This window comes from Cupriavidus sp. 01L43 (assembly GCF_056399925.1).
Map to the genome: position 1 here is coordinate 82,099 of NZ_JBFTSH010000007.1, position 23,507 is coordinate 105,605.

15 protein-coding genes are annotated in these 23,507 nt (G+C 67.8%); 8 read left to right on the forward strand and 7 right to left on the reverse strand.

Features of this window, described 5'->3' with window-relative positions:
* Positions 1 to 6 precede the first annotated feature (6 nt).
* The 4 genes from flhF to AC1DP9_RS14030 all read left to right on the forward strand — a co-directional run bounded on the left by flhF (position 7) and on the right by AC1DP9_RS14030 (position 4,659).
* Complete coding sequence (gene flhF, locus AC1DP9_RS14015) at positions 7 to 2,565, forward strand: flagellar biosynthesis protein FlhF (protein ID WP_477107689.1); 2,559 nt, start codon at positions 7 to 9, stop codon at positions 2,563 to 2,565.
* A 12-nt stretch (positions 2,566 to 2,577) separates the two neighbouring features.
* Positions 2,578 to 3,381, forward strand: a complete 804-nt coding sequence (locus AC1DP9_RS14020) for a MinD/ParA family ATP-binding protein (RefSeq protein ID WP_092296232.1) — start codon at positions 2,578 to 2,580, stop codon at positions 3,379 to 3,381.
* Between the two features lie 109 nt (positions 3,382 to 3,490).
* Positions 3,491 to 4,207, forward strand: a complete 717-nt coding sequence (locus tag AC1DP9_RS14025) for an RNA polymerase sigma factor FliA (RefSeq protein WP_092295880.1) — start codon at positions 3,491 to 3,493, stop codon at positions 4,205 to 4,207.
* A complete protein-coding gene (locus AC1DP9_RS14030) occupies positions 4,207 to 4,659 on the forward strand; it encodes a flagellar protein FlhE (RefSeq protein WP_255370854.1) in 453 nt (150 codons plus the stop codon). The genes AC1DP9_RS14025 and AC1DP9_RS14030 overlap by 1 nt, the downstream gene beginning before the upstream one ends.
* Positions 4,660 to 4,685: 26 nt before the next feature.
* Here the strand turns inward: AC1DP9_RS14030 and AC1DP9_RS14035 are convergent, their stop codons facing one another.
* Together AC1DP9_RS14035 and AC1DP9_RS14040 are read right to left on the reverse strand one after the other, a co-directional pair.
* Positions 4,686 to 5,642 carry a tripartite tricarboxylate transporter substrate-binding protein gene (locus tag AC1DP9_RS14035; RefSeq protein ID WP_092295877.1) on the reverse strand — a complete coding sequence of 319 codons (957 nt, stop codon included), beginning with the start codon at positions 5,640 to 5,642 and terminating at the stop codon, positions 4,686 to 4,688.
* Positions 5,643 to 5,691: 49 nt separating this feature from the next.
* Positions 5,692 to 6,801 (reverse strand): TauD/TfdA family dioxygenase, encoded by a 1,110-nt coding sequence (locus AC1DP9_RS14040; RefSeq protein WP_477107690.1) that lies wholly within the window; start codon positions 6,799 to 6,801, stop codon positions 5,692 to 5,694.
* A gap of 144 nt (positions 6,802 to 6,945) precedes the next feature.
* Here AC1DP9_RS14040 and AC1DP9_RS14045 point away from each other — a divergent pair, with 144 nt between their 5' ends.
* The gene (locus tag AC1DP9_RS14045) at positions 6,946 to 7,824 is read left to right on the forward strand and encodes a LysR family transcriptional regulator (RefSeq protein WP_477107691.1); all 879 of its coding nucleotides are present in this window, start codon (positions 6,946 to 6,948) and stop codon (positions 7,822 to 7,824) included.
* Here AC1DP9_RS14045 and AC1DP9_RS14050 read toward each other — a convergent pair.
* The 4 genes from AC1DP9_RS14050 to AC1DP9_RS14065 form a co-directional block, all read right to left on the reverse strand.
* A complete protein-coding gene (locus AC1DP9_RS14050; protein ID WP_092295869.1) occupies positions 7,821 to 8,174 on the reverse strand; it encodes a DUF1428 domain-containing protein in 354 nt (117 codons plus the stop codon). The two genes, AC1DP9_RS14045 and AC1DP9_RS14050, sit on opposite strands and share 4 nt — an antisense overlap.
* A gap of 68 nt (positions 8,175 to 8,242) precedes the next feature.
* A complete protein-coding gene (locus AC1DP9_RS14055) occupies positions 8,243 to 10,180 on the reverse strand; it encodes a hybrid sensor histidine kinase/response regulator (protein ID WP_477107692.1) in 1,938 nt (645 codons plus the stop codon).
* A gap of 108 nt (positions 10,181 to 10,288) precedes the next feature.
* Entirely contained in the window at positions 10,289 to 12,532 is a 2,244-nt protein-coding gene (locus AC1DP9_RS14060; protein ID WP_092295863.1) for an NADP-dependent isocitrate dehydrogenase, read from the reverse strand.
* A gap of 225 nt (positions 12,533 to 12,757) precedes the next feature.
* Positions 12,758 to 13,642: a YihY/virulence factor BrkB family protein gene (locus tag AC1DP9_RS14065; RefSeq protein WP_441592644.1), complete on the reverse strand. Its 885-nt coding sequence runs from the start codon at positions 13,640 to 13,642 to the stop codon at positions 12,758 to 12,760.
* A 204-nt stretch (positions 13,643 to 13,846) separates the two neighbouring features.
* Between AC1DP9_RS14065 and AC1DP9_RS14070 the strand changes: the two genes are divergently transcribed.
* Complete coding sequence (locus tag AC1DP9_RS14070) at positions 13,847 to 14,479, forward strand: LysE family translocator (RefSeq protein ID WP_092295857.1); 633 nt, start codon at positions 13,847 to 13,849, stop codon at positions 14,477 to 14,479.
* Between the two features lie 6 nt (positions 14,480 to 14,485).
* Here AC1DP9_RS14070 and AC1DP9_RS14075 read toward each other — a convergent pair whose 3' ends face one another.
* Positions 14,486 to 15,514 carry an FUSC family protein gene (locus AC1DP9_RS14075; protein WP_092295854.1) on the reverse strand — a complete coding sequence of 343 codons (1,029 nt, stop codon included), beginning with the start codon at positions 15,512 to 15,514 and terminating at the stop codon, positions 14,486 to 14,488.
* Positions 15,515 to 15,781: 267 nt separating this feature from the next.
* Between AC1DP9_RS14075 and AC1DP9_RS14080 the strand changes: the two genes are divergently transcribed.
* Complete coding sequence (locus AC1DP9_RS14080) at positions 15,782 to 18,739, forward strand: type VI secretion system Vgr family protein (protein WP_477107693.1); 2,958 nt, start codon at positions 15,782 to 15,784, stop codon at positions 18,737 to 18,739.
* 38 nt (positions 18,740 to 18,777) lie between these two features.
* Complete coding sequence (locus AC1DP9_RS14085) at positions 18,778 to 23,505, forward strand: RHS repeat-associated core domain-containing protein (protein ID WP_477107694.1); 4,728 nt, start codon at positions 18,778 to 18,780, stop codon at positions 23,503 to 23,505.
* Positions 23,506 to 23,507 lie beyond the last annotated feature (2 nt).

Here is a 23,507-nt window from a genome sequence, read left to right on the forward strand (position 1 = left end):
ACGAACATGAGCGTGGCGAAGTTTGTGGCGGCCAATGGCCGCGAAGCGATGCGCAAGGTGCGCGAGGCCATGGGCCCCGACGCCGTGGTGCTGTCGAACCGGGCCATCGAGGGCGGCGTGGAGATCGTGGCGATGCGCGATGCGGACCTGGGTGCCGTCAGCGCCACGGCGCAGCCGTACGCGCCATCCGCGTCATCGGCGTCATCGGCGTCATCGGCATCGATGCTGTCGATGAGCCCGATGGCGCCGCTGTCTTCGATGCCCCCGTCGTCCTCGATGTCTCAGTTCGCACCGGCCCCGATGGCGCAGATGCCGTCGATGATGGCCGCCGACGCGTCCGACCCGGCCGCGCTGGGGGACCTGCGCGGCGAGCTGGCCTCGATGCGCAGCATGCTGGAGCGCCAGTTCGCCGGCCTGGCCAACACGCCCGCCGGCGTGGCCGCTGGCGACCCGCTACGCGAGTCGCTGTTCGAATGGCTCGTCAACGCCGGCTTCTCGGGCCAGCTTTCGCGCACGTTGCTCGCCCACCTGCCAGTCGGCACGGACCGTCCGGCCGCGATGGCCTGGATCCGCCAGGAACTGGCCCGCAAGGTGCCGGTGCTGGCCGATGAGGACACGCTGTTCGCGCAGGGCGGCGTGCTCGCGCTGATCGGCCCGACCGGCGTCGGCAAGACCACCACCACCGCCAAGCTGGCCGCGCGCTTCGTGCTCCGCCACGGCCCGGGCAAGCTCGCGCTGCTGACCACCGACCGCTTCCGGATCGGCGCGCACGAACAACTGCGTATCTATGGCGACATCCTCGGCGTGCCCGTGCATGCCGTGAAGGACGCCGCCGACCTGCGCTTCGCGCTGTCGGCCATGAAGGACAAGCACCTCGTCATCATCGACACGGTGGGCATGAGCCAGCGCGACCGCAGCCTGTCCGACCAGATCTCGATGCTGGCCGGCGTGCAGGCCCCGATGCAGCGTGTGCTGCTGCTCAACGGCGCCGCGCACGGCGACACGCTCAATGAAGTCGTCCACGCCTACCGCAACGACACCGCTGGCGACGCCGCCGGGATCGACGGCTGCATCATCAGCAAGCTGGACGAAGCCACCCACCTGGGCTCGGTGCTCGACGTGGTGATCCGCCACCGCCTGCCCGTGTTCTACGCCTCCACCGGCCAGCGCGTGCCGGAGCACCTCGAACTCGCTCAAGCCGATGCCCTGGTCGAACGTGCCTTCCTGACGCCGCGCCGTGGCTCGCTGTTCGCCGATGCCGATGTGGCGCGCCGCCAGGCCAGCGCCGCCGAGCCGGCCCAGACCGAGCGTGCCGGCGCCGACGATGTGCTGCGCTCGCTGACCGACAGCGCCAACGCCGTGGGCGTGTGCGTGGAAGAACTCAACGGCGCGCAGTACGGCTTCGACGTGGCCCGCTCGCTGTGGCAGCAACGCGGCGCCGGTGCGCCGGCGCTGCGCCAGATGGCCCAGCAGGTGCGCCTGTCGATGTGCCGCGACGCCAGCCGCGCGTGCGACCGCTACGTGCTCGCTGTGACCGGCACCGCCTCGCAGACCGTGCCGGGTCGCCGCGCCCCGCAACTGCTGCAACAGACGCTGTGGCTGGCCGACCGTGACGGCACGCCGCTGGCCACCACGGTGGTGCCCGCCGGCCGCACGCGCCAGTCGATGGCCGAAGCCGAGGCGGAAGCCGAAGCCGCCACCGTGCGCGCCACGCTGGCCGCCGCCCGCACCGTGGTCAACCTCAATGCCTCGCTGCCGTCCGCCGCCACGCTGGCGCGCTGGCAGCAACTGGGCGAACGCTGGGTGGCCGGCACGCGCAAGACCACGCGCGTGATTGCCGACGGCGCCGCCAACAAGCTCGACACCATTGCCGATACGCTGACCTTCCTCGCCATCGGCGACACCACCTGCCGCGACCGCGACGCCGTGCACTGGCTCGGCCACTGCATGGTGCGCGTGCCCGAAGGCCAGGTGCGCGCCGCCGCCCGTGGCCGCGGCCAGGGGGCCGGCGCCGAGGCCGGCACCGAGGCTTGCCTCGTGGTGTCCCGGCTGGTCGATCGCGAAACCGGCGACATGCTGTCCGTGGACTACGTGCTGTGCGACCCGGCGCTGGCCGACGTGGCCGCCCAGGTGGCCCGCTGGGCCCAGTGGACGCACCACGCGGAAGAGCAGTTCCGCACGCTGCGCCATGCGATGGAGCACTTCGCGCAGGGCAGCGAGGGCAACGGTGCGGGCGACGACGACACGCTCGGCACGCTGGTCTCGGTGCAGCTCGGCCTGACCGCGCTGCGCCTGCAACACAACCCGACGCCGACGGCGCCCGCGTTCCTGTCGCGCCTGGCTGGCCGCGCCACCGCCCGCGTCAACGCGCCGGTGTCCGGCACCGTGCTCAACGAAGGCATGGGCCGCCTGCTGGCGCTGCTGGACGTGCTCGAGAACTACCCGGGCCGCAACGTGGCTTCGGCCCCGGCCCCGGCATTCGACGACACGCCTGATTCGGCGCGCCAGGCGATGGACGCCCTTGGTGCCAGTGCCGCCCGTCAACTGGCCCCCGCAGGAGAGTAAGCCTTGAACCTGATGGGCTCCGACCAGGCGGAAAGCCTGCGCCGCATGCTGGCACCGCGCGTCACCCGGCGTATCGCCGTGGTGGGCTGCGAGGCCGGCGCCGGTGCCACCACCGTGGCGCTCGGGCTGGCCAACGCGCTCGCCATGCAGGGCGAACGTGTGCTGCTGGCCGATGAAGACCGCGCCGCCGCGCGCGCCACCCGGCTTGCCGGCGCGGCGCCGAAGGCCACGCTGGCCGATGTGCTGGGCGGCCGGATGCCGTTCGACGCGGCGGCGGGCACCCGTGCCGCCAGCGGCGTGGCCGTGCTGCCGGCCGGCAACGTGCCCGCCGGCGCGCAGATCGACGACCGCGCCTTGCCGGGCATCCGCACGGTGCTGGTCGATGCGCAGTCGAGCGAGTCCGGCGCGCTGTCGCCCATGGCCGGCGCGGCGCACAACTTCGTGATCGTGATGCGGCCCGAGGCCACGTCGATCACCGCTGCCTACGCCTGCATCAAGCGGCTGCACCATGAATTTGCATGCCGTCACTTCCAGCTGATCGTCAATATGGCGGACAAGGAAGCGACGGTGATGGCCCTCTCGCGCAACCTGGCCCGCACGGCGAGCCAGTACCTGGGCGTGGAGGCAAGCCTGGCGGGCTACCTGCCGCTGGATCCGCTGGTGGCGCGTGCGCTGCAGCTGGGCCGTTGCGTCGTGGAGGCCTATCCGGCCGCCGCGGCCACCGGCGCGCTGCGCCACGTGGCCAGCGGCATCGGGGCATGGCCGCTGCGCCAGGAAGCAGTCTCTCCGGGGATGGCCGCGGCCGTTCCCGCCTGATACCAGAACAAGAAGTCGCAACAACCGGACCGACACTCAGCCAGCCAGTCCGCCCCGCAAGGAAAGTGGGGCGCTGGCACCGAACCAAGTTATTACCGAGAATTCCACCATGTATACGATTCAGGGAAAGCTCGAACAGGCAGACGTGGTCAAGTCACACGCGCCGCTGGTGCGACGGATCGCGTTGCAACTGGCGGCCAAGCTGCCTGCCAGTGTCCAGATCGACGACCTGATCCAGGCCGGCATGATCGGCCTGCTCGACGCTGCCAAGCGCTATGAAGACAACCACGGCGCCCGCTTCGAGACCTACGCGAGCCAGCGCATCCGAGGCGCGATGCTCGACGAGGTGCGCGCCAACGACTGGCAGTCGCGCAGCCTGCGCCAGTTCACGCGCAAGATCGAGCGCACCCAGCGCAGCCTCGAACAGAAGCTCGGCCGCACGCCGATCGACTCCGAGGTGGCCAAGGAACTCGATATGGCGCTCGACGAATACCAGGAGCTGCTCAACGAGGTCTACGGCTGCCAGCTGCTGCACTACGAGGACTTCGAGCGCTCCGGCGAGGAAGACTTCCTGGACCGCCATCTCGGCGTGACCGACGACGGCAACCCGCTGACGGTGCTGATGGAGTCCGGCATGCGCGAGGCGCTGATCCGCGCCATCGACAAGCTGCCCGAGCGGGAAAAGCTGGTGCTGTCGCTGTGCTACGACCAGGAACTGAACCTGCGCGAGATTGGCGCGGTGCTGGAAGTGACCGAGTCGCGCGTGTGCCAGATCCGCAGCCAGGCGATTACCCGCCTGCGCAACCAGCTGCGGGGTTTGCTGTAATGCGTGGCTGGCTGTCGATGACGGTGGCCGCGCTCTGCGGCTTCCTGCCGGCGATCCTGTCGGCGCAGGGCTTGACGAAGGCAACGCTCGAAATCGGCCCGTCGCGCCATGCCTGGACTGGCTCGGCGGTGGGCCCGATGATTGCGAACCGGGGCCAGCGCGCGCTGTCCGCGCCGATCGTGCCGGGCGGGGTGCTGCCGCAGTCGGCTGGCGTCATCACCGCGGTGCGCTGGCGTTACAGCTTCACGCGCGTGCCGCCGCCGGACCTGCAGGCCTACCTCTGCAATGCCGACCGCTGCGTGATGCTGCCGGGTGCCGAGGGCAAGACCAACGCCTTCGTTGGCGACGATGCCAGCAAGGGCTTCGTATTCGCCTTCCGCGTGCCGGGCAACGGCGGCCTGGCGCCGTCGCTGCAAGGGCGCAGCAATGAGGTGACGGTCAGCTTCCGCTAACCGTCCCGGGCTTTACATCTGCCGCCTCACGCCACGCGTGTGTGCGTGACGGCCACCACCTTCGCCCATCGCGCGATTTCCGCCTGCAGGAACTGCGCGAACTGGGCGGCGCTATTCCCCACCGGTACCAGACCTTCCCCCTGCAAGCGCTTGCGCATGGCCGGTGCCGCCACGGCCGCACGGGCTGCCGTCTCCAGTTCCCGCACCATGTCCGGCGGCATGCCGGCCGGGCCGAGCAGGCCGTACCACGAGCTGTAGTCGAAGCCCGGCACGAGATCGGCAATCGGGGCGAGGTTCGGGAACGCCGCCAGCCGCTGCGGGCTGCTCACGCCGAGCCCCTTGAGCTTGCCGGCCACAAGCAGCGGCTGCACCGTGGCCACGTTGCCGAGCAGCAGGTCGGCCTGGCTGCCCACCACATCGGCCACGGCCGGGCCGGCGCCCTTGTACGGCACGCTGACGATGTCGATGCCGGCCTCGTGCTTGAGCATCTCTCCCGCCAGATGGTTGGCGCTGCCCACGCCGGCCACGGCGATGCTCAGCTTGCCCGGCTTCGACTTCGCCAGCGCCACCAGTTCGCGCAGGTTGCTGACGCCAAGGTCCGGGCGCGACACCAGGATCAGCGGCGAACTGGCGATCAGCGAGATCGGCGTGAAGTCCTTGATGGCGTCGAATGGCTTTTTCTCGAACAGCGCCGGATTGATCGCGTGGCTGGTGTAGCTCAGCAGCAGCGTGCCGCCATCGGGGTCCGCCTTGGCCACGGCGATGGCGGCGATATTGCCGGCCGCGCCGCCCCGGTTTTCGACGATGAAGGGATGCTTGAGCCGCTGCTCCAGCTCGGCCGACAGGGAGCGCGCGACGATGTCGGTGCCGCCGCCCGGCGTGGCGCCGACGAGGACTTTCGTGACGGCCGGCGCCGCCCGCGCCAGACCCGGGGGCAGGATCAGCGCCGCCGACAGCAGCGCGAGGAAATCGCGTCGTTCCATGGTTGTCTCCGTATTTATCTTTGTATTTTTTGTGGGGCGATGCTGGCGCCTAGGCCGTGGCGGGCTGGGTGGCCGGTGCCCACGGCATCAGCGGCATGCCCAGTGCGGCGGCCTGGCGGCGCTCGTAGGCGTCGAACTCGGCACTGCGCGCGCTGCCACGGAGCCCGCCTCGCACCGCACCCGCGCGGACGTCGGTGAAGTAGTCGGCCCACTCGTCCGGCAGCGGCTGGGCGCCCGGCACGGCCAGCCAGAGCCGCAGCAGGTGGCGCTTGCGGTCGAACTCCTCGTAGTCCTCGAAATTCGTGCGCGAATGCACGGTGACATAGTTGTTCAGCAGTTGCAGGTCGCCCTGTTCGAGCTGCATCGAGAAGCACAGGCTCGGGTCGGTCAGTAGCGCGTCCAGTTCGTCGAGGGCCGCTTCCTGGGCCGCCGTCAGGCGCGGCACATCGTCGAAGTCGCGCTGGGCGGCCACCACGTTCTTGCGGTTGGTGCGCATGGCGAAGGCCCAAGGATGGTTGCCGAGGATGGTGCAGGCATAGTGCGGCGGCTGGGCGGGGTCCTGCGCGCCCTGGTAGCTGTAGTGGAACGGGGCGTGGAGCACGGCTTCGAGGTCCGGGCGGCGGCGCAGCATGGCGTCGCGCAGGGCGATCGAGCTGACTACCTTGCTTGCGCCGCCGCTGCGGGCCGCGCGGCGGCACAGCAGGCCGACCACGTCGCAGGAATCGGTGTGGAAGTCGAGGCCGGCGTTGGTGTTGTAGCCGCGTCCGTTCTTGCCCTTGTACGCGGCGCCCACGTCGCGCACATCGTTCATGAAGTCGCTGGCGCGGTTCTGCGTGCGCGCCACGCCCATGTGCAGGCCCATGCCCCAGTAGGCGAGGCGGGTCTCGTCCTCGGTCCAGCGGTGCACGGGAAAGCCCTTCAGCAGGCACATGCCCCAGCGGCCCTGCGTGGTGTCGATGGCGCGGGCCAGCGCGTCGCGGGCGGCGGCGTCGAGCGGGAAGTCATCGGCGGTCATCTCCAGCAGCGGCTTGTCCAGCGCGATGGCGTGGGTGAGAGCGGTGTCGAAGCTGGCCACTTCGGCGGCGGAGAGGCGCTGGATCCAGGAGGTGTCGCGGTCGGCATCGGCGGCCAGCCACGCGGTGGGACGATAGGCGGTCATGGGGCGGTGTCTCGGAGTCTTATGGAAGGGACGTCTGGGTGCGGGCGCTGGGGGGGCGCCTTGCATGACGTCGTGCAGCCAGTCTAAGCTTCAGAACAGCTAAGAAAAAGTGACGTTCCTTGACGTCGCTGATAAGGAAAACTGATGAAGCTGGAGACCTTCGCCACCCTCGCTGCCGTGATCGAGGAGGGCTCGTTCGCGGCGGCTGCCGCCACGATGCACCTCACGCCGAGCGCGGTCAGCATGCAGATGAAGCAGCTGGAGCAGTATGTCGGCCAGCCGCTGTTCGACCGATCCGGCCTGCAGGTACGGCCCACCGCCGTGGCCCGCGAGGTGGCCGCCGCCATGGAGGGCGGGCTGCGCTACCTCCATGCGCTGCGGCGCCGGGTGTCCGTGGCCGTGGAGGGTTCGGTGCGGCTCGGGGTGATCGAATCGATCCAGCCGGTGCTGCTGCCGGGCACGCTGCGCTACCTGCGCGACCACTACCCGAAGCTGCGCGTGCGGCCGGTGCGCGGCCGCAGCGCCGGGCTGCTGGATCTGGTCAAGGCGGGGCAACTCGATGCGGCGGTGGTGGCCCGGCCCGAAACTGGCCGCCTGGCGAACCTGCGCTGGCATCCGGTCGGCACGCGGGAGATGGTGCTGATCGCCCCGCCGGACGCCGGGGAGGCCAGCGCGGCCGAGCTGCTTGCCCGCTACGACTGGATCCGCTACGACCGCGCCACCGTCACCGGCGCCATGGCGGCGCGGTACGTGCACGGGGTGATGCCGGAGAAACGCAGTGCGATGGAGTTCGACAGCGTCATCGCCATCGTCGCCATGGTCAGCGCGGGGCTGGGCGTTTCCGTGGTGCAGTTGATGGACCCGACGGTCTGCGACCGCTACCCGGTGCGGCGCGTGCGGCTGGGGGCCGACGCGCCGACGCTGCAGATCTCGCTCGTGTCGCGCAAGGCGGACGAGGACAGCCGGGTGCTGCAGGCGCTCACGGAGGCCGTGGAGCGCACCTTGCTGCCGGGCGTCCGCTAGGCGTCCACGATGACCTCGAAGCCGCCGAAGATCATGCGCTGGCCGTCGAACGGCATCGGATCCATGCCTTCCTTGAGCCGCTCGTCGGCCATCGCGGCGGCCATGCCCTTGTCGCGCGCCTCGCGCGACGGCCACAGGATCCACGAGAACACCACCGCCTCGTCGTCCTTGCGCTGAACGGCCATGGTGAACGAGGTGACCTTGCCTTCCGGCACGTCGTCGCCCCAGCACTCCACCACCTTCAGCGCGCCGTGCTCCTTGAACACGGTGGACGCCTTCTGCGCCACCTGCCGGTAGGTTTCCCGATTGGCCGTCTTCACGGCCAGCACGAATCCGTCGATGTATGCCATGGCACTCGCTCCGCTGGGTCTTGGGCTTATCACCATAGACCATGGCCGTGACGTATGACGAAGAGTGCCTATTTAGGGGGCGATGCAGCGCCGCCGCAATTGGCGAGGAGCGCCAGCAAGGCCTCCAGCCCCACCGGCTTCACGAGGTGGGCGTCGAAACCATGCGCGCGGGTGCGGTCGCGGTCGGCGGCCTGGCCCCAGCCGGTCAGCGCGACCAGCATCACCGGGCGGTCGCGCCAGGTCTGGCGGATGCGCGTGGCCACCTCGTAGCCATCCATCGACGGCATGCCGAGGTCCAGCAGCACCACGTCCGGCCACCATTGGGCGAGGGCCTCCAGCGCGCTCGCGCCATCGTAGGCCACCGTGGCGGTCGCGCCGTACATGTCCAGCAGCATCGCCACGCTGTCGGCGGCATCGCGGTTGTCGTCCACCACCAGCACGCGCACCGGGTTGGGCAGCGAGCCGGGCCGGCTTTTCGCGTCGTCAGCCGCAGCGGGGCCATCGCTGGCCGGCAGCGAGACGGTGAAGGTGCTGCCGAGCCCCAGCCCGGGGCTGGTGGCCTGGACGTCGCCGCCATGCATCTGCGCCAGCTTGCGCGTCGTGGCGAGCCCGATGCCGAGCCCGCCCTGCGAGCGCGGCGCGTTCTTGTCGAACTGGCCGAACAGCGCGAACAGCCGCCCCAGATGCCCGGGCGGGATGCCGATGCCGGTGTCGGCCACGGCGGCGTGGATGCTGGCGGCGTCGCGCCACGCGTGCACGTCGATGCGTCCACCCGGGTCGGTGTAGCGCACCGCGTTCGCCAGCAGGTTGCCGAGGATCTGCGCCAGCCGCACCGCGTCGCCGAGCACCGGCAGCGGGGTGTCGGCCGGCTGGAGCGTCAGCACGTGGCCCGCCTGGATGGCGGCGGGGCGGGCGGCCTCCACGGCATTGCGCAGCACGTCGGCGAGGTCGAGCGGCTCAACCTTCAGCTCGATCACGCCCCGCGTGATGCGGGAGACTTCCATCAGCTCGTCGATCAGCCGCATCATGTGCTCCACCTGCCGGTCGAGCATGGCCTGGAGGCGCGGCGCGTCCATCCGGGTGGCAGCGGCGGCCTGGAGCTGGAGCGCATTGTGGATGGTGGCCAGCGGGTTGCGTAGCTCGTGGGCCAGCGTGGCGAGGAATTCGTCCTTGCGGGCGTCGGCCTCGCGCAGGATGGCTTCGGCCTGCTTGCGCACCGTGATGTCGAGCGCCGTACCCAGCACATTGGCTTGATGCCGCCGGCGACCCTCGCCCTCGAACTCGACCTGTCCGTTGGCCGCGTGCCAGTGCTCGCTGCCATCGGGCCAGAGGATGCGGTAGTCCACCTCGAAGCCGCCGCCACCACTCTCGTCGGCCGTGGCGATGGCGGTTTCCACGGCCTGCAGCAGCCGGGGCCGGTCATCGGGGTGCACGCGCTGGAGGGTCTTGGCCAGCGGCATGACTTCGGCCTCGCCGCCGCCGCGCAGCTCGCGCATGCGCGCATCCATGTAGACCAGCCCGGTTTCCGTGTCCTGCCGGAAGGTGCCGAGCCGGGCGATGGCCACGGCCAGCTGCGCCTGGGTTTCGGTCTTGCGCAGCGCCGCCTCGGCCTCGCGCCGGGCGGTGATGTCGCGGAACAGGATGCCGACCAGCGGGCGGACGCCATCGCCCACGCGGAAGGCGTGGACCTCGAACCAGCGGTCCAGCGCGCGCGCCTGCTCGACGAAGCGGCGCGGACGGCCGCGCAGCGCCACCTCGCCATAGATCTCGAACCAGTGGGCCTCGTGCCCGGGCGCCAGGTCGCGCATATTGCGGCCCTGCGCCTGATGCAGGCCGGTCTGGGCCTCGAACACGTGGTTGACCGTGACAAAGCGGTAGTCGATCGCCCGGTCGCCGTCGAAAATCACCTCGATGATGCAGAACGCCTGGTCGAGCGCGTTCGCCAGCGCGAGGAAGGCGGTGCTGTCTAGGCCGGCGGCGGCGAGGGCATGCGGGGATTCCTGCACGATGTGGCTTGCCTGGTGGTCAATGCAAAAACGGCCGGCACCACGCATTGCGCGGGTCCGGCCGTTCCGGCGATTCCGCCCCGGGTGCCGGGGCGGAGGGAGCAGTCATCAGCCCTTCACGGCCTCCAGGGCCGCGTTGAGCGTCTTGCTCGGGCGCATCACCGCGTCCAGCTTGTCGAAGTCAGGCTTGTAGTAGCCGCCGATGTCGGCTGCCTTGCCCTGCACGTCCGACAGCTCGCCGACAATGGTCTTCTCGTTGTCGGTCAGCGTCTTGGCCAGCGGTGCGAAGGTCTTGGCCAGTTCGGCGTCGTCCTTCTGCGCGGCCAGTTCCTGGGCCCAGTACATGGCCAGGTAGAACTGGCTGCCGCGGTTGTCGAGCTGGCCGGTCTTCGGCGACGGGCTCTTGTTGTTGTCGAGCAGCTTGCCCGTGGCGGCGTCCAGCGTCTTGGCCAGCACCTTGGCGCGGGCGTTGCCGGACTTGATGCCCAGCTCTTCCAGCGACACGGCCAGGGCCAGGAACTCGCCCAGCGAATCCCAGCGCAGGTGGTTCTCTTCCACCAGCTGGGCCACGTGCTTCGGAGCCGAACCGCCGGCGCCGGTCTCGTACAGGCCGCCACCGGCCATCAGCGGCACGATCGACAGCATCTTGGCGCTGGTGCCCAGTTCCATGATCGGGAACAGGTCGGTCAGGTAGTCGCGCAGGATGTTGCCGGTCACCGAGATGGTGTCCAGGCCGCGGATCACGCGTTCCAGCGTGTAGCGCATGGCGCGCACCTGCGACATGATCTGGATGTCCAGGCCGTTGGTGTCGTAGTCCTTCAGGTAGGTTTCCACCTTCTTGATCAGCTCGGCCTCGTGCGGACGGTACGGGTCCAGCCAGAACACGGCCGGCGTGCCCGAGTTGCGGGCGCGGGTCACGGCCAGCTTCACCCAGTCACGGATCGGGGCATCCTTGACCTGGCACATGCGCCAGATGTCGCCCTGCTCGACCTTCTGCGTCAGCGCCGTCAGCACTTCATTCGTGGCGTTGTCGACGATGCGGGCCTCGCCGTCTTCGGCAATCTCGAACGTCTTGTCGTGCGAGCCGTACTCTTCGGCCTTCTGCGCCATCAGGCCGACGTTCGGCACCGTGCCCATCGTCACCGGGTCAAAGGCACCGTTGGTCTTGCAGAAGTTGATGATTTCCTGGTAGATCCGGGCGAAGGTCGATTCCGGGATCAGGCACTTGGTGTCCTTGGTGCGGCCGTCGGCGCCCCACATCTTGCCGCCGATACGGATCATGGCCGGCATCGAGGCATCGACGATCACGTCGTTCGGTGCGTGCAGGTTCGAGATGCCCTTGGCCGAATCCACCATCGCCAGTTCCGGGCGATGTTCGTGGCAGGCGTGCATGTCGCGGATGACTTCCTCGCGCTTCGACTCCGGCAGGGCCTCGATCTTGGTGTACAGGTCCACCAGGCCGTTGTTCACGTTCACGCCCAGTTCGTCGAACAGCTTCTGGTGCTTGGCGAAGGCGTCCTTGTAGAAGACCTTCACGGCGTGGCCGAACACGATCGGGTGCGACACCTTCATCATGGTCGCCTTCACGTGCAGGCTCAGCATGACGCCGGTCTTGCGCGCGTCTTCCATCTGTTCTTCGTAGAAGGCCAGCAGGGCCTTCTTGCTCATGAACATGCTGTCGATGACTTCGCCGTCCAGCAGGGCCACCTTCGACTTCAGGACGATGGTCTTGCCGCTCTTGGTGACCAGTTCCATGCGCACGTCACGTGCGCGGTCCAGCGTGATCGACTTTTCGCCGTGGTAGAAGTCGCCATGCTTCATGTGCGCCACGTGGGTGCGCGAAGCCATGCTCCAGTCACCCATGCTGTGCGGGTGCTTGCGGGCGAAGTTCTTCACGGCGGCCGGTGCGCGGCGGTCGGAGTTGCCTTCGCGCAGCACGGGGTTCACGGCGCTGCCCAGGCACTTGGAGTAGCGCTTCTGGATGGCCTTTTCTTCGTCGTTCTTCGGATCTTCCGGGTAGTCGGGGATCTTGTAGCCCTTCGACTGGAGTTCCTTGATCGCGCTGACGAGCTGGAACAGCGAGGCGCTGATGTTCGGCAGCTTGATGATGTTGGTGTCCGGCAGCAGCGTCAGGCGGCCCAGTTCGGCCAGGTTGTCCGGCACGCGCTGCTCTTCGGTCAGGAATTCGGGGAATTCGCCCAGGATGCGGCCAGCCACCGAGATGTCGCTGGTCTCGACGTTCACGCCAGCCGGGGCTGCGAACGTGCGGATGATGGGCAGGAAGGCACTGGTCGCCAGCAGCGGAGCTTCGTCGGTCAGGGTGTAGATGATGGTTGGCTGCTGGGTACTCATTGCTTATCTCGCATCAAGAATCAGGTTGGAAAATGCCCCGGGTGGGTCACAGCCGGGGGCAAGACCCGAATTTTGCCTTATTTTTGGTGTCGGGAGGGGCGAACCATTGCGGTTTTTGCGCGGATGTATGCAAAGGCATTCAGATGTCGAAGTCGTCTCTGTCGCGCATCAAGCCTGCAAGTCCGTCAATTGTCGGTCATCTTCCTTCAAATTGCCGACTGACGGCTAGGTGTGGAACCCTTGCGGCGCAGGGTCCACGCCGGAGCGCTCCACGGCGGCAATGACCTGGGCGCCGAACAGCAGCAGCGTGGCGGCAATCTCCAGGCTCAGCAGCACCACGATGGCCGTGGTCAGGGAGCCGTACACCCGCCCCACCTGCGACAGCGTGGCGAAATACCAGACCAGCACGTGGCGGGACACCTCCCAGAGCACGCAGGCGAAGACCGCCCCCACCAGCGCATGGCGCACGGACAGCCGGCCCACCGGCATGACGAGGTAGATCGAGGTCAGCAGCAGGATCTCGCCGGCCAGCCCGAGCAGGTAGAGCAGGGTGCCGGACAGGCGGTCCAGCGACCATTCATGGCCGAGCACCTCCAGGTGCCGTTCGCCGATGGTCTGGAGCCCGCCCGCCACCAGCGTTACCACCAGCAGTCCCACGCTCAGCACGAGGATGTAGCAATAGGGCAGGATGGCCGAGACGAGGAAATGCCGCCGCCGGATGGCCACGCGATGGATGAAGATGACCGACATGGCGTTCTCCAGCACGGTGAAGGCCAGCGAACTGAAGAAGATCATCGTCACCAGCAGCACCCAGCCGAGGGCGCGGTGGTCCATGAAGCGCGCCAGTTCGGCCACCAGCGCGCGCGACTGCCCGGGCAGTAGCCATTCCAGATAGCGCGCCAGCGTATCGAGCAGCCGAGCCGGGTCGATCACGTGCGACAGGCCAATCAGCATCAGGATCAGCAAGGGCACGATCGACAGCAGCGCGTAGTACGCCACCGCCCCGGCCAGCAGCAGGCCCTGGTTGGCGCGGAATTCCCGGAGCGTGGTCAGGATGAAACGCCCGGGGTGCTGGAGGACGTGCCGGATGCGGGTGTCGAGGATGGGCATGGGAGGCAAGGAGGCGTCACAGACCAATGTGGCCCATCGGCGGTGCCCCGGCAAGGCGAGTTTGTCCGACACGGTGCCCGGGGCTGTACACGGTGCTGTACAGATCGGCCCGAAAGTCATGCCGATCTGTATCCAATCGACGCTGGCCCCCGTCCCTATAATGGCCCGATCCCCCGAAGTCGCCCTTTTTGAAGGAAATCCGACATGCTCGACTGGCACGACCTGGCCTTTTTCGCCCTGGCGGCCCTTGTTCTGGTGCTGACGCCGGGGCCGAACATGATCTATTGCGTGTCCCGCGCGCTGTGCCAGGGCCGAGCGGCGGGGCTGGTCTCGCTGGCGGGCGTGCTGCTCGGGTTTGTGGTCCACCTGATGGCCGCCGCGCTGGGGCTGACCGCGCTGCTGATGGCGGTGCCATTCGCCTTCGATGCCATCCGGCTGGCCGGCGCGGCCTACCTGCTCTGGCTGGCCTGGCAGGCGGTGCGCCCCGGCGGCGCCGCGCCGTTCCAGGCCCGGGCGCTGCCCGACGATCCACCGCGCAAGTTGTTCAGCATGGGCTTTGTCACCAATCTGCTGAATCCCAAGGTGGCGATGTTCTACCTGTCGTTCTTCCCGCAGTTCCTGCATCCCGAGCAGGGCTCGGTGCTGTGGCAGAGCCTGCAACTGGGCGCGGTGCAGATCGGCGTCAGCGGCGCGGTGAATTTACTGCTGGTGATGGGGGCGTCCGGGATTACCGCATTCCTGTCGCGTAGCGAGCGGTGGTTGCGTGCGCAGCGTTATGTGATGGGAACCGTACTTGGCGCGCTGGCCATGCGCATCGCACTGACAGACCGGAAGTAGCCCGATTCAGCGCGTGGCGTAGGGAAAGTGATGCTGCGCCGCCATCTGGGACAGATGGTCGCGCAGATGGCCCAGCTCGGCCGACAGCTGCAGCGTCAGGAACGCGAACGAGCTATGGCCGATGGACGGATCGTCCGGGTGCGGCGCCGGTAGGGTGATGTTCTGGCGAACCATGGACTCGTCGCCGGCTTCCAGCGCGCTGGAAATTTCCAGCAGCAGGTCGCGGATGCAGTGCTCGTCCCCGCAGGCATCGATGCTCTCGGGCGGAATCGTCGCCAACATCTCCAGCGCGCTGATGCACACCCGCGCGCAGTGCTGGACCTCCTCCAGATCCGCCGGCAGCGTGCCGGTTTCCTTCGCTACCGAGGGGATCAGGCTGCGCAGCTGCACCAGCGGCGGGCCCAGCTTCATCATGGCCTGCTGCCGCTCGCTCTCATCCGCAAAACCCCGCTCGATCTTGGCGTGCACGGCCGCACAGGCGCGCAGCAGCCCGGCCAGCTTGAAACGCCACGAATATGACGCATAGGCCGGCAGCGCGAACGAGAACACCAGCGCGATGGCCGTGCCGATCATCACATCGACCGTGCGCCAGAGCGCGTCATAGACGTTCTGGTCGCCGTGGCCGGCCGTGATGACCACCGTAATGCCAGCCAGCAGCGCGATATATCCCCCCTTGCCGACCGCATGGTAAGCCGCATACCCGCACGCCACGGCGATCAGCAGGTAGGTCAGCAGCGGAATGCGGAAGTAGCTTTCCTGGAGGATCAGGAACAGGCCGACGAAGGCGCCGATCAGCGTGCCCACCCCGCGCTCGGCGGCGCGGCGGCGGATATTGCCGTGATGCTGGAGCCCGCCAATGACCACGAGCACCGTGATCGACGCCCATTCGCCATGCGGCACGTTGATGCCGGTGGTCAGCGCGATGGACACCAGCAGGGCCAGCGCCACGCGCGTGGCGTGGAAGATGCGGGCCTGGCGGAATCGGCGATCGGGGTCGAACAGCGCGCTTGTTGTATTTCGCAGGGCCTCAAGCATGGGGGCGATCACCTTCAGGGGGGGGCCGGGACGCTTGTAGTGTATAGAGCCCGGCGCACGATCCGCAACATGGGCCGCCGCTTCCCTGGCGCTGGGGGTTCCTGGCCGCCATCTGAAGTCATGCAGATCTCATTGAAGTTTATCTAAGCGCACTTTCGAACTTGTCATATTCGATGATGCGAGCCTTCGCCGCATTGTGCTGGCTGCGCCGCGCAGCAGCCGATGCAGCCGTCGCCTTGCCTTCATCCTGTGTCGACATGCTCCGATATGCGCAACCCCTCGCCGTCGCCGTCCCGTACCGTCTCTGTCCGTTGCGCCGGTCTGCCCACGTTGATGGGTGCACCGGCGCTGGTGTTCTCGCGGCTGTCCGGGACGGAGCGGCTGTGCGAGTTGTTCGAATACGAAGTGCAGCTGAAGACGCCCGACGCCCGGTATGCGCCGTCCGGTCCGGCAGCGAACCTCGACACGCAGGCCCTGCGCGGCCAGGAACTGACGGTGGCCATCGAACTCGATGGCAGCGGCACCGGGCCAGTTGGCCGCACCGGCGTGGGCACGCGGGAGATCACGGGGCTGATTACCGACGTGCGTGGCCCGATCCCGCAAGGCCGGCAGATCGCCTACTGCCTGACGCTGCGCCCGTGGCTCTGGCTGGCCACGCTGACCACGAACTTCCGCGTCTTTCAGCAACAGACCGTGGTCGGGATCCTCGAAGCGCTGCTCTCCGCCTACACCTTCCCCATCGAATGGCGCCTCGACGTGGGCCGCTACCCCAGCCGTGAATACCAGGTCCAGTACGGCGAGAGCGACTTCGATTTCTTCCAGCGCCTGACCCAGGAGTGGGGCATTTCCTGGCACATCGCGCACAGCGATGGCAAGCACCGGCTGGTGCTGACCGATGCCAACAGTGCCTTCGCGCCATACACCAGCCCCGCCTACCACACCATTCGCTGGCAGCGCAGCGCGGACCGCATCGACGAGGAGTGCCTGCACGCGTTCGTGCTGCACGACCGCCTCGTGTCCGGCCAATGGGCCAGCTCCGACTACGATTTCGTCAAGCCAGGTGCGGATCTGGCGGTGCGCTCGGCGGCGCCGCTCGATACCGCGCATGCCGAGGCAGAGATCTATGAATATCCGGGCGACCATGGCCAGCCCGCCACCGACAACGACCCGTGGCGCGAAGGCGGCCATCTCGCCCAGTTGCGGATGGAGGCACTCCGCCAGCACGGCAGTCGGGCGAGCGGACGCGGCCACGTGCGCGCGATGGTGCCCGGATGCACGTTCAAGCTGAGCCATTTTGTCCAGGACAAGGCCAATCGCGAGTACCTGATCCTCGGCACCGATCTTGAGATCGAAGATGTCCCCGAAGTGTCGGGCATGGGCCAGCAGTGGCGTTGCGAGGTCGCCTTCACGGCGCAGCCGACGAACGTGCTGTTCCGGCCCGAGCGGACCCTGCCCAAGCCGCGCACCAGCGGCCCGCAGACCGCCACGGTGGTCGGGCCGGAGGGCGAGGAGACGTGGACCGACGCGTACGGGCGCATCCGTATCCAGATGCATTGGGACCGGATCGGCCAGCGCAACGCCAACAGCTCATGCTGGGTGCGGGTGTCTTCGGCGTGGCAGGGCAATCGCTTCGGGGCGGTGCACGTGCCGCGCATCGGCCAGGAGGTGGTGGTCGAGCACCTGAATGGCGATCCCGATTGTCCTATCGTCACCGGCCGTGTACCGAACCGTCTCAATATGCCGCAGTGGCCGCTGCCGGCGCAGCACGCGCTATCCGGCTTTGTCAGCAAGGAGTTGCATGGCGAGCGGGCCAACGCCTTTGTCCAGGACGATACCCAGGGAGAAATCCAGACCCAGCTGCAGAGCGGCCATCAGACCTCGTGGCTGGGCCTCGGCTTTCTGACGCGCGTGCTGCACGGCGCCGGGCGCAAGGACAAACGGGGCGAGGGTTTCGAACTGCGCACGGACGGGCAGGGCGTCGTGCGCGCCCACGGCATGCTGCTGACCACCGAGCGACGTGCCAACGCCCGGGCGCATCACAAGGACATGGGCGAGACCGTGGAGCGGCTGGCCGTGGCGCGCGCGCAGCAGGAAACGCTGGCCGAACTGGCGCAGCAGCACGCGGCGCAGGACGCGGCCGACCAGGCCGACCACGCCGAAGTGGCCCGCGCCATCCAGCAGCAAAACGAGGACATCCACGGCACAGGAACTGCCAATGCGGATGCCGGCAGCTTTCCGGAACTGTCCGCGCCGCACCTTGTGCTGGCCAGCCCGGCCGGCATCGAGGCCACCACGGCGCGCTCGACGCACCTCGCTTCGGGCGAGCATCTGGCGCTTACCAGCGGTGGGCATACCAGCCTTGCCGTGGGCAAGCGGCTGCTGGCCAGCGCGAGCCGGGGAGTGCGGATCTTCATCCAGAGCATGGGGTGGCGGCTGGTGGCGGCCGGCGGCGACATCGACCTGCGTGCGCTGCGCGACAGCATCAACCTGCTGGCCCGGCTCGGGATCACAGCCACCGCCGACCGGATCACGCTGTCGGCCCGACAGGAGCTCGTCATCAGCGGTGGCGGCAGCAGCACCACCTATGGCGCGGGCGGCATCACGCATCGCACGGGCGCCGCGTATGTCATTCGCACCGCCAGCTATGCCCTGATCACCGCGCAGCGCGGCGCCGTGGCGTTCCCGCCGGCGCGCAAGCCCGGGCAAGGCAATCTCGAACTGTTCAACCGCTACGCCAACCACACCGGCATCGGCGGGGAGTTCCGCGTGGAGGATGCCTTGGGCAAGGCCGTGGCCGGCCGGCTGAACGCTCAGGGCTTCGCGGCGGTCAGTGGGCTCGCACCGGGCCCTGCCACGGTGAGCTTCGGCAAGGACCCCGCCGATACCTGGGTCGAGGCCAGTCATGTCGGCCAGCCGGAATGGCCACCGCGCGTGGCGCGAACGGAGGAAGACAGTGCGGTGGCCCAGAGCGCCGCCGGGCTTGTCGCGGAACAGGTGCGCGCTGCCGCGAGCCGGGCCAGCGAGCTTGGCCAGACGCTGCAGAGCGCGCGACAGCTCGCCGCGGCGGTCAAGACTATTCCCGATGGTTTGGCGGAATTCGGCCTGTCCGGCGCCCAGTCACTGCTGGGCCAGGCAGTGCAGACGTCGATGCCGGTGCCGACACTGGCCAAGGCCGTATCGCATCCCACGCGGCCTTCGATCGCCACGCCGGGGTTTGTTTCCTGATTCCCGCCGAAGCCCATCCATCGCCAATACCCCAAGCCATGCCCGAACCGAGACCTTCGCCCGCTCCGCGCCCGCCCGAGACAGCAGTGGCCCCGCTCAATACCATCGACGTGGAAGATGTGGGCCGGGGTGCCGCGCAGGTCGATGCGTGGCTGCGGCAGGCCAGTGGCGGGCTGGTGACGCTGGCGCGCATCCAGACCGTGGCCGGTGGCTTGCCCGTGCTAGGCAACATCATGGCACTGGTCGATGCACTCAACGACATCTTCGTGCTGATGCGCAGCCGCTCGCGCGATGTGCTCGACTGGGCCAGCCTCGGGATCAACCTGATCGGCGTGCTGCCGTTGCCACCGGGCATGGCAGCGGCACGCATGAGCCTGCGGCCCACGCTCGCACTGGTTCGTCAGGAACTGCGCCAGGCTGCCACAGCCACACTTGGCGATGGGCTGATCGAGGTGCTGGTCGGACATTTGAACGCCACCATCATCGGCGAGCTCGACGACTTTGTGCAGCAGGCGCAGACGAAGCTGGGCGCCATCCTCGACGATGCCGGCGCGTTGGGCGAGAGGCTGCTGGGCGAGATGGCCGGCGGAATGGAAGCCGTCGCGCTGGGCCAGCTGGATGCCGCCGGCAGTGCGCGGTCGGCCCGCACGCGAGCCGGTGTTGCAGCCGGGCAGTGGCTTAACGACCCCCGGGCGGCCATCAGTAATGTCTTTGGCGCGGTGTGGGATGCCCACAAGGCGGCGGGCAAGGCGGGGGCCAACAAGGCGGTGCGGCTCGCGATGCCCGAGAAGATGCGGCAGCAGGTGGCGGCCAGCGCGGGCGCCTTGCGCGAGATGGGCCCGACGCTGCGGGCGCAACTGGCGAAGTTGGCTGATCCGCGGGCCGCGCACAGCCTCGGCTGGCTGCTGGCGATACTTGCCCAGGCGGTGGCGCGCTGGCGCCAGAAGCGGCGCGCCGGCCAGAGCGCCAATGTTCACCCGAAACACACCAGCGAGGCGCGGCAACGCGCGCAGGATGGCGAGCTGGGCGCCATCGGCCGTCAGGCGCCAGCACGGGGCAGCCCGGGCTGCCGGAACTGCCCGGCGCCGTCCGGCAGCCGGCGCAGCATCAGCTTCGCCACCGGCGACGAGACGCTGTCGCACACCGATTTCATCCTGCCGGGGCAGCTGCCGCTTGCCTGGACGCGTACCTACCGCTCGAGCCTCGCCGCCTACGACACCGGTATATCGAACCAAAGCGGCGCGCGTTGGATCACCCCGTACACCACCTGCTTCGATCGGGCGTCCAAAGGGGTGGTGTATCACGCGGCCGATGGCCGTAGCCATGCCTATCCGCTCCCCGAGATCGGCAAGTTCCACCACGATCCGATCGAGAACATCACGCTTGTGCGGGTGTCGGAGAACACGCTGACGCTCGCTCGGGGCTTCGAGGGTCAGGAGACCTATCGCCTTCACGGGCAGCGCTTCCGTCTGACCGGCATCGAGCTGCGCAGCGGCGCGGGCGTGGCGCTGCACTATGACCATCGCGTTCATGGCGACACTGTGTTGTCGGACGTGATCGCCTATCAGGGAGCGGCGACGCTGGCGCATATCGGCATCCGCCCCGACGCGGCCGGGCGCATTGCCGAACTGTGGCAGATCGTCGACGGCCAGCTCGTGCGGCAGCTCTCGCGCTATACCTACGACGACGCGGGCGATCTCGTGATGGCGCAGGACGAGAACGCCGCCCATTGGGACTACACCTACCGGCATCACCTGCTCACGCGCTACACGGACCGCACCGGGCGCGGCACGAACCTGCAGTGGCACGGCGACGGACCGGATGCACGGGCCGTACGCGAGTGGGCCGACGACGGCAGCTTCGATACCCGCCTGGCGTGGGACCCCGACATCCGCGTGACCTGCGTAACCGACGCGCTCGGCCATGAAACCCGCCACTACTACGACATCCTCGGCTACACCTATCGGATCCGGTATCCCGACGGACTATCCGAATGGTTCTTCCGCGACGAGGCCAAGCATGTCGTCAGGCATGTGCATGGGGACGGCGCCGTGGACCGGTTCGCCTACGACGGACGCGGCAACCTGCTCGAGCACCTGCGCCCGGACGGCAGCGCGGTGCACTACGCCTGGGACGACGCCGATCAGCTCATTGGGATCCGGGACGCCGAGGGTGGGCTGTGGCAGCGCCGTCATGACGACCGGGGCAACCTGATCGAGGAGACGGATCCGCTCGGACACAAGACCGAATACGCCTACAACCAGGCAGGCCTGCTGGTGGAGATCCTCGACGCCCGGGGCGGGAGGAAGCAATTGGCCTACACCGCCTCGGGGCAGCTCGCCAGCTACACCGATTGCTCGACCAAGACCAGCACCTGGCAGTACGGCGCACGCGGCGAACTGGTGAAATTCGCCAATGCGGCAGGCGAGGCCACCCAGTACCAGTACGAGGGTGGCCAACTGGCCAGCGTCAGCCATCCCGATGGGCGCGCGGAAACCTTCGAGCGCGACGCGGAAGGTCGTTTGCTGGCGCATACCGATGCGCTGCACCGGCGCACGACTTGGCACTACGGCGAGGCCGGCCTGATAGCGGGGCGCACGGACGCGGCGGGCCGCATGCTTGGCTACCAGTGGGACAAGCTCGGACGGCTCACTACGCTCGTCAACGAGAACGACGCGAGGACCGAGTTCCACTACGACCCGGTGGGGCGCCTGCTTGAGGAAACCGGCTTCGACGGCCGGACCACGCGCCACTACCATGACCCGGCGACGGGCAGAATGGCGCGGAGCGTCGATGCCGGGCAACTGCAAACCACGTACGCGTTCGATGCCTCTGGTCGCCTGATTCGCCGCGAGGCCGGCCGGCTGGATCGACAAGGCCAGGTCGGGCGCAGCGAGGCCGAGACCTTCGCCTACGATGGCAACGGCCGCATGATTCTGGCCGAGAACGCGGACAGCCGCCTGCAATGGTTCCACGACGCCGCGGGCAATGTGGTGCGCGAACATCAGCACTACCGGTGCCTGGAGCAGCCGCTGGTGGCGGTCTGGCGGCACGAGTTCGACGCGCTGCACCAGCGCATCGCCACGATCCGCCCGGACGGGCACCGCGTGGCCGTGCTGACCTACGGCGCGGGCCACGTGCACGGCGTGATGCTTGATGACCGCGAACTGGTCCATCTTGAGCGCGACGACTTGCACCGGGAGGTGCTTCGCACACAGGGCAATCGGCTCTCCCACGCGCAGGCGTACGATCCGGCGGGGCGGCTGATGGAACAGACGCTGTCTCACGTCGATGGCTCGCGGGCGGGCCATCGTTTGCTGCACCGCCAGTATCAGTACGATGCGGTGGGACAGCTATCGGGCATCCATGACATGCGGCGCGGCGCGCTGCGATATCGCTATGACCCGGTCGGGCGGCTGCTCGATGCGCACAGCGCGCTCGGCAGCGAAACGTTCGCCTTCGACCCGGCCGGCAACCTGCTCGATGATCCCGAGACGCGCCTGTATGAAGCCACTTCGGCACATGGAAGACGGGCCACCGACAGCCGCCTGACCGGCCACCCCAGGCTGGTGGACAACTTGCTCCGGCAGTACGCGGGCACCCACTATCAATGGGACGAGTGCGGCAACCTCACGGAGCGCCGGATCCATGGCGTGACCGGGTCCTTTACGTGGGATGCCTTCCACCGGCTGGTCGGTTACCGCACTGCGGACCAGTCGGTGCAATACATCTACGACGCGCTCGGGCGCAGGCTGGTCAAGTCGTCATCCGCCCACGGCGTGACGCTTTTCGGTTGGGATGGCGACCAACTGGCGTGGGAGAGCCAGCCTGGACGCAGCACGCACTATCTCTACGAGCCCGGCACATTCGTACCGCTGGCGCAGGCGGTGCGCCATGCCGCCATCGCCCTGCATCGCCAGCCCGACTACGCGGGCGACTACGATATCGATGACGATCCGCTCTGGACCGAGGACATCGCCCCGCAGCCGTTCGACGCCATCGCCTGGTACCAATGCGATCACCTCGGCACACCGCAGGAGCTGACCGATGAAGCCGGCGAAATTGCCTGGAGTGCGCAGTACCAGGCATGGGGCGCCGCGCGCGAGGTCATCTCCGAAGCGGCGCGCAAGGCAGGCATTGCCAACCCACTGCGCTTCCAGGGCCAGTATTACGACCCCGAGACAGGGCTGCATTACAACCGGCACCGGTACTATGATCCGGTAAGCGGGCGGTTTGTCAGCAAGGACCCGATTGGGCTGGAAGGCGGGATTAATGCCTACGCGTATGCACCGAATCCGGTGCAGTATCTCGATCCCCTCGGACTTTCAGCCCTTGAAAAGACAACAACTTTCTACCATGCAGGGGATATTAAAGGGGGAATTGATCCTGCAAGGAGTCGCGCAAATCTGGATTTTAACCCCGCAGGAAAAAGAGGATTTTATGTGACGACAGATAGGGCGCAAGCAGAGGATTGGCGTTCAAATAAGCGCCCAACCATTACCACGTTTGCCGTTCCGGATGCGGAATTACAGAAATTGAATATAAAAGTATTCGATTTTGCAGACTCGGAGTGGGCTGATTTTGTCACGCGAGGCCGTAAGGGTACGCTTTCTCATGGGTACGATGCGATAAGCGGGCCTATGGTTAAAAACCCACTAGCAGTAAAAGAGAGTGGTGCTTATCCGAAAAGTAGTGGCTGCCAGATGGCAGTTTTTTCCGCAAAGGCGATTTCAATATTTAATGCATCCATGAGGGAGGATTGTTAGTC

Bases quoted from the DNA above. Each gene is read 5' to 3' on its own strand.
- AC1DP9_RS14070 (WP_092295857.1), top strand. From the start codon at position 13,847: ATGCTCGACTGGCACGACCTGGCCTTTTTCGCCCTGGCGGCCCTTGTT.
- AC1DP9_RS14030 (WP_255370854.1), top strand. From the start codon at position 4,207: ATGCGTGGCTGGCTGTCGATGACGGTGGCCGCGCTCTGCGGCTTCCTG.
- AC1DP9_RS14040 (WP_477107690.1), bottom strand. From the start codon at position 6,801: ATGACCGCCTATCGTCCCACCGCGTGGCTGGCCGCCGATGCCGACCGC.
- AC1DP9_RS14085 (WP_477107694.1), top strand. From the start codon at position 18,778: ATGCCCGAACCGAGACCTTCGCCCGCTCCGCGCCCGCCCGAGACAGCA.
- AC1DP9_RS14075 (WP_092295854.1), bottom strand. From the start codon at position 15,514: ATGCTTGAGGCCCTGCGAAATACAACAAGCGCGCTGTTCGACCCCGAT.
- AC1DP9_RS14050 (WP_092295869.1), bottom strand. From the start codon at position 8,174: ATGGCATACATCGACGGATTCGTGCTGGCCGTGAAGACGGCCAATCGG.
- AC1DP9_RS14025 (WP_092295880.1), top strand. From the start codon at position 3,491: ATGTATACGATTCAGGGAAAGCTCGAACAGGCAGACGTGGTCAAGTCA.
- AC1DP9_RS14045 (WP_477107691.1), top strand. From the start codon at position 6,946: ATGAAGCTGGAGACCTTCGCCACCCTCGCTGCCGTGATCGAGGAGGGC.
- AC1DP9_RS14065 (WP_441592644.1), bottom strand. From the start codon at position 13,642: ATGCCCATCCTCGACACCCGCATCCGGCACGTCCTCCAGCACCCCGGG.
- AC1DP9_RS14080 (WP_477107693.1), top strand. From the start codon at position 15,782: ATGCGCAACCCCTCGCCGTCGCCGTCCCGTACCGTCTCTGTCCGTTGC.
- AC1DP9_RS14020 (WP_092296232.1), top strand. From the start codon at position 2,578: ATGGGCTCCGACCAGGCGGAAAGCCTGCGCCGCATGCTGGCACCGCGC.
- AC1DP9_RS14035 (WP_092295877.1), bottom strand. From the start codon at position 5,642: ATGGAACGACGCGATTTCCTCGCGCTGCTGTCGGCGGCGCTGATCCTG.
- AC1DP9_RS14060 (WP_092295863.1), bottom strand. From the start codon at position 12,532: ATGAGTACCCAGCAGCCAACCATCATCTACACCCTGACCGACGAAGCT.
- flhF (WP_477107689.1), top strand. From the start codon at position 7: ATGAGCGTGGCGAAGTTTGTGGCGGCCAATGGCCGCGAAGCGATGCGC.